Origin of the sequence: Campylobacter ornithocola, assembly GCF_013201605.1 — a bacterium.
GTDB classification, from domain to species: domain Bacteria; phylum Campylobacterota; class Campylobacteria; order Campylobacterales; family Campylobacteraceae; genus Campylobacter_D; species Campylobacter_D ornithocola.
On record NZ_CP053848.1, the window covers coordinates 555404 to 568405 of the forward strand.

Consider the following 13002-nt stretch of genomic DNA (forward strand, 5'->3'; position numbering starts at 1 on the left):
TGAAAACAAGTAAAATAGTAAAAGTGTTTTTAATAGCAAGTACTATGTTAATAATACCAAACTCTATTTTGGCTATTGGTGGAGCAAGTGGTGCTAGAGTTGATTATCAAGTGCAAGGAAAAATTGGCGCTATAAAATTAAATCCTTATGGTCTATCTCCACTTAGTGCTGTAATTATGAATGGTGGATATGAATTAAGCGATATAAAAGTGAGTATAGTGCCAAAGCCAAATGGTCAGGTAATATCATATAAAGTTAGTGATAAAAAAGCTAAAACATATGGTGGAATCCCTATTTTTGGACTTTATCCTTCGTATTTAAATACTATAAAAATAAGCTATACTAAAAAGTCTTTTGGTAAAAGCGAAAGAGTTGTTGATGAGGTTTATAAGGTCACTACGGGTGGTGTCAATATAGAAGCTAGTGGCAATCTTATGCAAAGAGGAATTCCATTTGAGAATGTTGAAGTTATAAAACTTGATAAAGAATTTAAAGATAGATTGTATTTAGTTAATAATACTTCTGGAAAATATAATGGTAAAAGTTCACAAGCTATTTGGAATAATCCAGTTGGTGGGGCTTTAGAATGGGATGAGAGTTCTAATGTTTTTATTATAGATACTAAAGGTCAAATTCGCTGGTATTTAGATAACAATAAATTAATGGATTGGAATAATATTTACAATCGTGGTATTATGATGGGATTTAGGCAAAATGTAGATGGAGCTTTGAGTTTTGGTTTTGGACAACGATATGTGAAATATGATTTAATGGGTAGAGAAATTTTTAATCGCCTTTTACCTTCTTCTTATATAGATTTTTCACATTCTATGGATAACATGCCAAATGGAAATTATCTTTTAAGAGTAGCTTCGGCTAATATAAAGCGTCCTGATGGTAAAAATGTACGTTCTGTAAGAGATGTTATTATAGAAGTAGATAAAAACGGTGATATTGTAGATGAGTGGAAACTCTTTGAGATTTTAGACCCATATAGGGCTAATGTGATTAAGGTTTTAGATCAAGGTGCGGTTTGTCTTAATATAGATGCAACAAAAGTAGGTAAGACTTTAAGCGATGAAGAATTGGCTAAGATGGATACAAGCGATGCTTTTGGCGATATTGCGGGTACTGGAATAGGGCGTAACTGGGCTCATGTAAATAGTGTTGATTATGATCTAAGTGATGATAGTATTATCATTTCAAGTCGTCATCAAAGTGCTATTATAAAAATAGGGCGTGATAAAAAAGTAAAATGGATATTAGGTGCACATAAAGGTTGGAGTGAAAAATATAAAAAAGCACTTTTGCAACCTATTGATAGCAATGGTCAAAAAATCTTTTGCGATGATGAATATAGCAAATGTCCTGGTTATAAAAATAAAGAAAACGGATTTGATTTTACTTGGACGCAACATACTGCTTTTAGGATAGATGAAAAATCTAACAAAAGATATGTTTATATTACAGCTTTTGACAATGGTGATGCAAGAGCTTTAACACAACCTCCTTTTTCCACTATGAAATATTCAAGAGCGGTTATTTATAAAATAGATCAAAAAAATAAAACTGTTGAACAAATTTGGGAGTATGGAAAACAAAGAGGCAATGAATGGTTTTCTCCTGTTACTTCTTTGGCTGAGTATCATAAAGATAAAAACTCTATAGTTGTGTATAGTGCTACAGCTGGAATGACTTTTGATTTAAATAAAGGTGTTGCTTTAGGTGAGCCTAGACCTGAAATAGATGAATTTAAATGGGGAGCTAGTGAACCTTCGGTAAAGATTCGTTTTTATGGTTCTGGAATAGGTTATCAAGCTATGCCTATTGATTTGGAAAAAGTTTTTAATTAAAAAGGGCTTAAAAAAAGCTCTTTTTTTAATTTAAAACTTATAGTTTTGTATTATTCTAAATTTAAAAGTAAAATATGAAAAATATGTAGTTGTTCTAAAATAACTTTAGTTAAATTTTTTAAATAGAAAATATTTATTTTATTCAAAAAATATTTTTATATAAGTAGAGATGTTGCGAAAAATTTATATCTAAAGTAATTGCATGAAAAAGATTATATGTTTTATAATACTATCTTTTTATTGATTAAGTTGTAAAAAACTTTGGCTAAAAATTTTTGTAATTTTTATATTTTGTAATTTTTTCTTTTAGTAAGTTTTTTAAACTAATTTAATATTGCTATTGTTTTTTATTAATAGAGAATTAATATATTAATTATTATTTGAGAAGTTACAATTAAAGAGCTTAATGCTCTTTAATTGTAGATTATAAATATCCTGCACTTAAAGCTAGAAAATACCCTGCTATACAAGATACGATAACACCAATTAAACCTGGTAAAATAAAGCTATGATTTATAACAAATTTACCTATTTTTGTTGTTCCTGATCTGTCAAATTGTATAGTTGCAAGATCGCTTGGATAAGTTGGTAAGATATAGTATCCATAGCAAGCTGCTGCAAAGGCTATGATAATACCTGGCTCAACACCAATTCCTAGTGCAAGTGGTACAAATGCAGCAATTGCTGCTGCTTGAGAATTAACAAATTTAGAGATGAGTAAAAGCATAACAGCGTAAGTCCAAGGATATTCAACAACTATATTCCCTAAAGACTCTTTCATCATAGGAGTATGTACTGCAAACATAGTATCTGCCATCCAAGAAATTCCAAAAACTGCTACTAAAGCTATCATACCTGATTTAAAAATTTCATTTTTTGCAATTTTACTTGCATCAAGTTTAGTAAAGATGATTAATGCTGCACCCGCTAAGAGCATAAACATTTGAATTGTTGCAACCATATTCATAGGTTTGGTAACACCTTTTGAGGTAAATTGTGGTCTAAGCTCTGGGAACGCACCTAAAAGCGCAACAATAGCAATAGCACCTAAGAAAATCCACATAGCTACCCATTGAATAGTTGGGAGTTTTTGGCCAAGGAGTGTTTTGCTATCTCCATAGATATATTCTCTTTGTTCTGGGTCTTTGATTCTTGCTTGAAAATCTTCATCTTTGTCAAGATCTTTTCCTCTAAACCAAGAAAAAATTCCTATAGCTAAAACACCTATTAAAGTAGAAGGTATAGTAATAGCAAGTAAATCTACATAACCATCAAACCCAGCTAAAGGATTTTTGTTTATTTCAGGATTTAAAAGTAAAGCTGTTAAGCTCACCACAGCAACAGAAACAGGACTTGCTATAATGCCGAGTTGAGATGATATGCTAGAAGCTGCCATCGGTCTTTCTGGGCGGATACCATTTTTAATAGCAATATCATAAATAATAGGCATCATGGTATAAACAACATGTCCAGTCCCACAAAGTATAGTCAAAAAGCAAGTTACGAAAGGAGCTAAAATGGTTAAGAATTTAGGATTTTTTCTTAAAACTCTTTCTGCAACTTGTAGCATAACATCTAAACCACCGCTAGCTTGTAAGGTTGCACTTGCTACAACAACAGCTAAAATAGTAAGCATTACATCAATTGAAGGTTTTCCAGGTGCTACAGCAAAACCAAAACTTAAAACCAATAAACCTATACCGCCTAATAAACCTAAAGCGATACCTCCTTTTTTTGCCCCATAAAAAAGACAAATGAGAACTACGGCTAGTTGGATACTAAATTGAGTGCCTTCACTAAGGCTAGTTAGCATTTCCATACTCTCTCCTTGTTTAAAAATATGCGAGAGTATAATGCAAGTTTTATTAATAGTAAATAAAATTTTTAATATTTTAAATAAATATTTACCAATATTTCGAATTTATTTATCAAAATATTGGATTTTTATAAAAATTATTGATGATTTTTTAAGATATCAAAAAGAATTTTACTAATTTTTTCAATAGAATTTATTTCACATTTCTCATCTGTTGAATGTGGGCTATAGATATTTGGACCTATAGAACAGCATTCTAAAGGTTGTTTTTCACTTATAATACCACATTCTAAACCAGCGTGTATGGTATAAAGTTTAGCTTTTGGATTTTCTTTTTTTAAATAACTTAGAATTTCTTCTCCAAAACTAGTATCTTTATTGTTCCATGGTGGATAAAAATTTGCACTTGAAACTTCACAATTTTGTATTTTAAAGTAAGTTAAAGTTTCAAATTCAATATTTTTAAGCTCTTGTAAATCATTAGATCTTGCAAAAAGTTCAAAATGAAATTTACCTTCTTTTTCATAAGCTAATGAAAGATTGATACTTGTTTGGACTAAACTTAGATGATGATTGAAAGTTCTAACACCTTGTGCAAAAGCATTGATAAGGTTTAAAATAATTTGAGAGTTTTTGTAGTATTTTCTTTTGATTTTACCTAGATACTTTACTTTGAAATGATTGTTTTCTTTTGGGGAATTTTTAAAAAATGCTATGATTTTAGCATGTTTTGGTATAGAGTTAATTCTCTCACCCGCATTAAACTCACAAAGCTCACCTTGATTTTGAGTGATGAAACAACTTGCTTCTTTAATAGATGATTTGATGTTTTTAATAATATCGATTCCTGAATGTCCGCCTTTAAAATTAATTGCTTCTAACTCATAGCACTCTTCTTCTTTTTCATCTATTTCTAAATTTAAACTAGCAAAAATATCTACTCCACCAGCACAACCTATAATAACCTCATTATCACTTTCATGATCTAAATTTAAAAGCTTGTTTGAAATTAAAGTATGAGTAAGATTATTTGCTCCGCAAAGTCCAACTTCTTCATCGTTAGTAAAAAGACATTCGATATTTTCAAAGTCTTTTAAAGCTTGCATCATTAAGGATATACCTATGCCATTATCTGCACCTAAACTCGAATTTTTGGCCTTTAAATATCCATTTTCTTCATATACTTGTATATTTGGAGCTTCTCCCATGCAAACCATATCATAATGACTTTGTAGGCAAATTTTTGGCTTACCTTTATATGCATGAATGTTGCCTGCTTTATCTACACTTACTTGACAATTTTGATCTTTAGCAAAATTAACAAGAAAATTTCTTAATTCTTCAGTATGAAAACTACAATGAGGTATTTGAGTAATTTGTTTAAAATTTTGTATAATTTCTCGCATAAATTCTCCTTTTTATTGTAATTATGGCATATTTTTATATAGATGAGGTTTAAATGAAAATTTCTAAAAAACAAATCATTTTTTTTATAACTTTATTAAAAGATCCAAAGAAAATTTTAATTATGTTTTTTTTAATTGTTTTTGCTTATATCTTAAACTATGATGGTGGATCTTATATTAATGCTAAAGTGAGCCGTGTGATAGATGGTGATACTATTGAAGCTAAATTTGAAAATGAAAAACTTAAAATTAGGCTTTTTGGTATAGATGCACCTGAGAGTGATCAGGCTTATGGGAAGATGGCTAAACAATTTTTAAATGCTATAGTATTAAATAAAGAGGTGGTTTTGAGTGTAAAAGATGAGGATAAATATGGTAGAATTTTAGCTATTGTATATTTAAATGATAAAGATATCAATCAAATTATGGTTAAAAACGGCTTTGCCTGGGCTTATGAGCATTATAGTGATTTGTATATAAATGAACAAAATTATGCCAAAGAAAATAAAAAAGGTTTATGGGAGGATGAAAATCCTATAGAGCCTTATAAATGGCGTAAGCAAATAAGATTAAAATAGGATAAAAGATGTTGAAAAAAGTATTTTTTCTTGGATTTTTGATGTTATTTTTTAGTGGTTGTTTTGTAAATGAAAGGGGAATTTCAAATCGTTTTTATGATGATTGCAAAGAGTATTACGATGCAAGCGGGGGTTATCACAAGGAATGTCCTAAAAATTGGGTGGATTTACCTTTAACCCCCGATTCCTTTTAATACTGCATTAAGCTCTTCTTGTGTAGTCTCTTGCTTAGGTGGTTCTTGCTGGTTTTGGTTGTTGCTTGTAGTGTTTTGACTTTGTTTGAGCTTAAATATATGATCTTCTGTTGTCACAACCTGAAAAGATGCATCAAAAATTTTAATCTCATTGACAAAACCTGAAACTTTCACCTCTCTTTTTCTTGAATCATCACTAAAAAGAGCATTTGCCTCAAGATTTAAAATATCTCCAACTTTTAAAGGAGCGTAAAAAAAACTTCTTGAGCCTATTAAGACACTAAATTCTTTATTGATTGCAGCTTGAGCTATATAATTAGCCGCGTTAAATACAAAGCCACTGTGTACTAATCCTAATTCATCTACTGCCATATCATGAGTTGTGATTAAAATGCCTTTAGCAAAATTTTTTTCTATATGAGAAATACTTCCCGCTAAAGTGTTGTTTATCCCAGGACAAGTGATCAGTTCTGATTTGATACGATTTAATTCTTCAGGATCTATTAATTCTTCTATGCTAACAGCACTTGCTGCTCTTGCCATTTTTATACCTTTAATTTAACATAAACTCTTTTTGGTGCTTCATAGCCTTCGCAAGTTAAATTTGAGTCATTTTTGTCTAAAAATTGATCTAAGGAATAAGAATCAATCCATTGTGTTTTTCTTTGTTCTTCATGATCGGTTTGTTTAGTCATTATAACTTCAAATTCACTAAATCCAGCTCTATAACACCAATTTCTTAAACCTAATATCGACGGAATGAAAAAAATATTTGGTATTTTTGAGTAAGTTTTTTGAGGAATGAGCGCAATTTCTCTTTCATCTTCTATATACATAGTATCTAAAAAGACTATGCCATCTTTATTTAAAGATTGTTTGAGTTGTTTTAGCATGGCTATGGGATCACTACGATGATAAATCACTCCAAGACAAAAAATCACATCAAATTTTATACTATAATTTGGAACATCAGCTACCCCTAAAAGTTCATATTGTATTTGAGTTTTAGCAATAGAATTTAAAAATAAAAATTGCAAATAGTACTTAATAGAAGGATCAAAACCTATGAGTTTTAAAGGGTTAAATTCAAGCATTTTAAACATGTAATAACCATTATTACAACCAATATCTGCAACTATTTTATTTTCAATACAAGGAAGATGTTTTTTCAAAATATTAAATTTAATAAAACTTTGCCATTCTGTATCTATAAACAAATCATTAATTTTAAAAGGTCCTTTGCGCCAAGGTTTTAATTCTAAGGCAATATCTTTAATTTCATTATCTAGTTTTTTATCACAAAAGATGTCAAAACTTTCATTTATGAGATAATTTGAATTTTGAATTTTGACACTAAGTTTTTGAATTTTTTCATACAAATGGTGTTTTAAAACTTGCTTGAATAAAGCATTATCCTGCATATTTTTCCTTAAAAACTCCCTTGTTTTGGGAGTTTTTGTTTATTGAAGTAAGCTTGCTAGTTTGGTTTGTAGCATTACATTTGAATGGGCGTTTGCAAATAAAAATGCATTTTCTTTTAGATAATTTGCGTTAAAATCATTGATATTTTGCACTAAATCATTATTTTGCAATTTACTTTCAGCTTCTTTGGTGTTAATGCTAGTTTGCAAAGATGAGTTGATATTAGAATGAATAGCATTAATCCCAGCACCAATATCTGCACGTAAAGAGCTTACTTGATCTTGAAAATCACGAATTCCATCTTGGTTTTCAAGACTTAAATTTGTTGTGCTTGGTTGATTTAAATTAATACTTTCAACTCCAGCTCCAACAACAAAATCCATGCTTTGAAAGACGTTTTTTCCGTTAAAGGTAGCATTTGAAAATGCATCATTGATTGAACTTATAAGCTTGTTTGCTTCAGTATTTAGCATACTTTTTTGCCTATCATTTAACGCAGCACTATTTGAGCGCACGGAAAGCTCATTGAGTCTATCTGTGGTAGCTGAGATATTGCTTAATGTAGAATCAGCAATTTGTAAAACACCTATGGAATCATAGGCATTTAAAATACCTTGATCTATGGTGCCATATTGATTTCTTAGAGAATCAGCAATGGCTAAATTTGCTCCATCAGTCCCATCTATGGCACGTATCGCGGCTATATTTTCTAAAGCTTTTTCTTGGCTTTTTTGAGCTTGGTTTAAGTAATGATTTTGTTGAGTTGTTCCTATATCGCCTATTTTCATCTTTGACTCCTTTTAAAGACTTATTTTATTATATCACTTTTTTGTTTTAAAATTTAAAAAAAATAAAATAACTTGTGATAACATGATAATTTTCATCACAACTTCACTTGCACCATGAATTTTTATAAATTCTTGAGTCTTAGTTGCTTCTTCTCCTAAACTTTGTGCTTCTAAAACATAAGCAGTGAAGTAAAATACAAAAAGCAAACTTAGTACCAAAATGATTAAAGAGAGCATAAATTTTGAAAAATTTATTTTAAAAGTTAAATTTTTATCCTTAAATGAGAAAATTTCCATAAGAATAGACAAAGCACTCACACCTAGTAAAACATAGCCAAATTGCACAAAAATGTGTGTCATTAAAAGCCCACTTTGAAAATGAGTTAAAACTCCTTCGCCTATGAATTTAGCAGGATAAAATATAGTTGGAGCTAAAAAAACACCTATGCTAATTTCAATCCCAATTAAACTTGCTAGTAAAAATAAATATATTGATTTCATATTTTCTCCTAATAAAAAGATAATTATAGTCTAATTTTTTAAATTCCACGCAACAAAGGCTCTATCAAATCCATTATAATCTTGATAAAAAGTGGCCTTAAAACCATTTTCTTTTAAGATTTTATTTAAAATTGCCTTTTGATCATAACCAAACTCGCATGCTAAGACTTTTGTGTTATGATTTTTAGCAAAAAGAATAATTTCATGTAAAATTTCCCAGCCTGTGTCTCCGCCAAATAAAGCATTATGCGGTTCATTTTGTACCCATTTATCCAATGGGTAATCGTTTTTAATATATGGGGGATTAGAAAAAATAAAATCGAAATTTCCTTGTATGTTTTTAAAATCACAAAGTTGAAAATCGATTAGATTTGAAACATTGTGAAAATTTGCATTTTTCTCGGCAAGTTCTAGTGCTTTTAGATTAATATCACAAGCTTTTATAAAAATTTGTCTTAACTTTGCTAGGCAAATGCTTAAAATTCCACTTCCAAAACCTATTTCAAGTATATTTTTAAAAGAATGATGATCTAAAATTTCTAAGCATTTTTCAAGTAATAATTCACTATCAAAGCGTGGTATCAAAACTCCTTTTTCTACGAAAAAATCTAAACCATAAAATTGTGTTTTTTTAAACAAATACTCAAAAGGCTCGCCGTTTAAAAATCTATCTACATATTCTAAAAAAACTTTTTCATCAATTTGAAATTCAGGATTTAAAAAAATCCAAGCTTTATCTTTTTGCAAAAGCTCACAAAGAATAAAAAGTATATATTCTTTATGAGTATGATCTTTTGCATAAGCTTGTTTTAAAGCTTTGTTGATTGAAATCATTGTAAAGCTTTGATTCTATCATAAATGCAAGGATGACTTAGATGAAAGAAAGTATAAATTTTACTTGTTTTAACAAAAGCTTTATTTTCTTTTGCTAAAGCTATGAGAGCATTTTTCATATCTTCTTTAGAGCTTAGTTTTGCTCCATGTAAGTCAGCATTAAATTCATTTTTTTGGCTCATTTTGTTAAGTAGTGGGGAGATAATAAAAGTAAAAATATTTCCAAAAATCAATAAAAGTGCAAAAACTCCAGCATTTACGCCATATAAATGACTTTCAATATAAAAAAAGCTTGGTAAATGAGCAAAGATAAAAAACAAAGCAAAAAGCATCAAAGCACTAACAAACAGCATTTTTAGTAAATCCTTATGCACAAAATGTCCTAGCTCATGACCCAAAACAGCGATGAGTTCTTTTTCTTTTAAAGCATTTAAAAGTGTGTCAAAAAGCACTACTCTTTTGCTTTTAAATAAACCACCAAAATAAGCATTTAATCTTTTATCTCTTTTACTTGCATCAATGACATAAACACCATTTGCACTAAAACCACATTTTTGCATTAAATTTGTGATTTTTTCAAGCAGATTTTCATCTTCAAGTTTTTTCATTTTATTAAACATTGGTGCAATGAGAGTAGGGTAGATGAGATTTATAATGAGCATGATTATAAAGCTTAAAGCAAAAGCTACGATCCACCAGTATGTGCTAAAAAACTCAAAGCAAAATACTAAAGCATAAATGATTAAAAAGCCAAAAATAAGCATTAGAGCTAAAGATTTAATACTATCTTTAACAAAAAGTGCTAAAGTCATATTAGAAAAGCCGTGTTTTTTGTCTTTTATAAAGCTTTCGTAATAACTAAGTGGTAAATTTAAAATACTAATTATCAACAAAAAAATAAGTAAAAATAAAGTATTTTCTAAAGTCGAATTTTCTTTTATGAAAACTTCTTTTAAGTATAAAAAACCAAAGCTAATCCAAGAAATGTTAATCATTAGGTTATAAAGATTAGAAAAGATTTTATATTTTTCATTTTCTATGGCAATGTCTGCAGCATTTTTATAATCATGCTCATCTAAAATAATTGCTTGTTTTTCTTTTTCTTTTTTTAAAAAAGAAATTTGTGTATAAGATATGAAGATCAAAAAGGTTGTATAAATACATAAAATAGTTATCAAAGTCATTGTTTTTCCATGTAATTTTTTTGAAAGTATGCAATAAGAAAGTAAATAAGCATAGGTAAAAATTTACCTATGCTATATAAGAAGAATTCTTTTTTATTAATTAGAATGAGTATTTAACACCAATATTACCAGTTATATAAGTTTCATCAGTGTTGTCATCTTTGTTACCTAGGATTTGTTTAGCACCTACACTTAGATCAATAGAGAATCTATCTGTAACACTAATGTTACTTCCGATAAGAATTTTACCAAAAGTTTTGTCTTTTTCAGCGCCAGCTACATTGTAACTAAAATCACTTCCTGTAAAACGAGCTTTAAAGTTATCTCCACTCATAGCAAAGAATTGTTCAATTTTTGGAGTAACATAGAAATAGCTACCACCATTAAAGAATTTTCTAAATTCTGCTCCAAGTTCTGCACTTGCTGCAAAGCTATCCATTGAATAAACTTTTTGAGCCCAAAGACCATTTTCTGTATAGTCAGGAGTGTGGCTATAGTAAAGATTTAATCCAATTAATGGTTTGATTGAGAAGTTGTCGCTAAAATCAAACACATAGCCATAACTACCACTTGCACCTAAATAAGTTTGTGTGAAATCAGATTTATTGCTAGTGCCATTTAAAAATCTTTCTTGATCTGCAAAGCTAAATTGTGCATATGTCTTAATATCAAATTCATGTTGGCCGTTTGTTATTCTTGAATACGCACCAAATTGCAAATTGTCTGCATCTTGACTGATAGAATTGTAGTTTAATTTAGAGTCAGCATAAGTTAAATATGCTCCAAATAATACTGAATCACTAAATTGTCTATCTATACCTAGTGTAATACCATATACAGAATCACTCTCGCTACCTATCATATTTGCTCCACCAAATGCATTAGACCAAACGCTGTTTTCACCTTGATTTCTATCTTGCATCATTCTAGTTGAAATAGCCATTTCATTAGCTAAGTTGATAACTTGGATAGCGCCTTGACGGTTAGAATTGTTAGCACTTTCTCTAGCTGAATTTACTACATTTTTGGCTTGTTGTGTATTACCTATCATAGCATCAGTTAGAGCGCTACCCGCTGCTTGTTGTCTGTTCGATGTTAAGATTGAACCTAATACAGCATCGATTTGACTGTTAAATACAGGTGATTTATCATTTACATCAATTGCATTCATTTTGCCTGTTAAATCTCTAATTATTTGTTGGTAGTCTGCTTTAGTGAAATCTTGTTTTGCGTCTGTTTTTGGTTGGATACCAGGTGCTTCGCTCATCAATCTTGTATATTCATCAATCATAGATTGTAAGGCTAATTTTTGAGCTTCTTTTAAAGATTTAGCAAGACCATTTGTTTTAATGTTGTTATTCCAAGCTTTTGTATCAACATTAGCACTGATATATAGAGAATTTCCTACTACTTTTATTTCATGATTTACATCTTTTATATTTACCTTTATTGAGTCAAAACTTTCGTTATATTTTTTAGCTTCTTCTGCACTTAGTCCAAGAGCGTCCGCTGTTGATATAATTGTATAAACACCTGCTGTATTTGAAGTTGTAAGATTTTTATTAAAACCACCATCAGCACTTAGTAAAAAGATACCGTTTTCACTTACTGGAGCATTGGTAGCGCTAAATGTTGAGTTTGTTATATTTGCTTTTCCAGTTATATGAAAACTGTGATTACCATAGAAATCAAGATTTGCATTTGTTGCAGAAAAATTACCTTTTACGAGTAAAGAACCATTTGCACTTTGGCTTCCTAAGGTACCATTGCTAATAAAAAGATCAGCGCCGTTGCGTAGTGCTAGATCTCCCTCTATAACCCCAGTATTACCTACATTTAAAGAAGTTTCTTGACCTAAAGTATTATTTGTACCATCAAAAATTATTTCTTTTGCTTTTATGTTAAAAGAGTAAAATTTATCTTTTTCTCCATCAAAATAATGACCAATTTCTGCATCTTGACCATTAGCACCAACATTAAATGTACTTTTAGCTGCATCTATATTTAAGTGATTAATAAATTTGTTTGTTTTGCCATCAAAGCTAGATCCAATGACAGAAGAGATATTGTAGATAGAACCTGTATCTTTATCTACTATGAAAGAATAATTTCCGTTTTTGTTTTCATCTTTTAGGTTAGAATCTGTAAACGATATCCCCCCCCCTATAACAGCATGGGCTGAACTAGCTACCATGGTAGCAACGCAAGTTGATAGAAAAATTTTTCTTGAATTTCTCATTTCCTAACTCCTTTACAAAATATTTAAAATTGAATTACGATTTTACCATTAAGATGATTTAAAAGTCAATAAAAATTAGCAAAAAATTCAAAAAAAAAAAAAAACGATTTTTTAATCTGAAAAAATAGCTGTTTAAAGCCTATAAAGTAATATTATATAGGTATTTTTAAATATTAAATATATTTTT

Annotated in this window: 12 protein-coding genes; 3 read left to right on the forward strand and 9 right to left on the reverse strand. The window is 29.6% G+C overall.

Annotated features, from left to right (window positions below; translation table 11 throughout):
• The first annotated feature begins 44 nt into the window (after window positions 1–44).
• Window positions 45–1853 (forward strand): aryl-sulfate sulfotransferase, encoded by a 1809-nt coding sequence (locus CORN_RS02925; RefSeq protein WP_094750334.1) that lies wholly within the window; start codon window positions 45–47, stop codon window positions 1851–1853.
• A 424-nt stretch (window positions 1854–2277) separates the two neighbouring features.
• Here the strand turns inward: CORN_RS02925 and CORN_RS02930 are convergent, their stop codons facing one another.
• On the reverse strand, window positions 2278–3672 hold the full coding sequence (locus tag CORN_RS02930) for an anaerobic C4-dicarboxylate transporter (RefSeq protein WP_039625660.1): 1395 nt from the start codon (window positions 3670–3672) through the stop codon (window positions 2278–2280).
• 134 nt (window positions 3673–3806) lie between these two features.
• Window positions 3807–5075: a M20/M25/M40 family metallo-hydrolase gene (locus CORN_RS02935; RefSeq protein ID WP_066008602.1), complete on the reverse strand. Its 1269-nt coding sequence runs from the start codon at window positions 5073–5075 to the stop codon at window positions 3807–3809.
• Window positions 5076–5128: 53 nt separating this feature from the next.
• Here CORN_RS02935 and CORN_RS02940 point away from each other — a divergent pair, with 53 nt between their 5' ends.
• The gene (locus CORN_RS02940; RefSeq protein WP_066008601.1) at window positions 5129–5653 is read left to right on the forward strand and encodes a thermonuclease family protein; all 525 of its coding nucleotides are present in this window, start codon (window positions 5129–5131) and stop codon (window positions 5651–5653) included.
• A gap of 41 nt (window positions 5654–5694) precedes the next feature.
• Complete coding sequence (locus CORN_RS02945; RefSeq protein ID WP_425337393.1) at window positions 5695–5847, forward strand: hypothetical protein; 153 nt, start codon at window positions 5695–5697, stop codon at window positions 5845–5847.
• On the opposite strand, the gene CORN_RS02950 is transcribed toward CORN_RS02945, so the two are convergent.
• The 7 genes from CORN_RS02950 to CORN_RS02980 form a co-directional block, all read right to left on the reverse strand.
• Window positions 5827–6390, reverse strand: a complete 564-nt coding sequence (locus tag CORN_RS02950; RefSeq protein WP_066008600.1) for a hypothetical protein — start codon at window positions 6388–6390, stop codon at window positions 5827–5829. The genes CORN_RS02945 and CORN_RS02950 overlap by 21 nt on opposite strands.
• A 2-nt stretch (window positions 6391–6392) precedes the next feature.
• The gene (gene cmoB / locus CORN_RS02955) at window positions 6393–7268 is read right to left on the reverse strand and encodes a tRNA 5-methoxyuridine(34)/uridine 5-oxyacetic acid(34) synthase CmoB (protein ID WP_066008599.1); all 876 of its coding nucleotides are present in this window, start codon (window positions 7266–7268) and stop codon (window positions 6393–6395) included.
• A gap of 39 nt (window positions 7269–7307) precedes the next feature.
• Entirely contained in the window at window positions 7308–8057 is a 750-nt protein-coding gene (locus CORN_RS02960; protein WP_066008598.1) for a flagellin, read from the reverse strand.
• Window positions 8058–8090: 33 nt separating this feature from the next.
• A complete protein-coding gene (locus tag CORN_RS02965) occupies window positions 8091–8558 on the reverse strand; it encodes a DUF4149 domain-containing protein (protein ID WP_066008597.1) in 468 nt (155 codons plus the stop codon).
• A gap of 30 nt (window positions 8559–8588) precedes the next feature.
• Window positions 8589–9389 (reverse strand): HemK/PrmC family methyltransferase, encoded by an 801-nt coding sequence (locus CORN_RS02970; protein WP_066008640.1) that lies wholly within the window; start codon window positions 9387–9389, stop codon window positions 8589–8591.
• A complete protein-coding gene (locus CORN_RS02975) occupies window positions 9389–10576 on the reverse strand; it encodes a M48 family metallopeptidase (protein ID WP_066008596.1) in 1188 nt (395 codons plus the stop codon). Before CORN_RS02975 ends, CORN_RS02970 begins: the two co-directional genes overlap by 1 nt.
• A gap of 100 nt (window positions 10577–10676) precedes the next feature.
• Window positions 10677–12815, reverse strand: a complete 2139-nt coding sequence (locus tag CORN_RS02980; protein WP_172663972.1) for an autotransporter family protein — start codon at window positions 12813–12815, stop codon at window positions 10677–10679.
• Window positions 12816–13002: the final 187 nt, after the last annotated feature.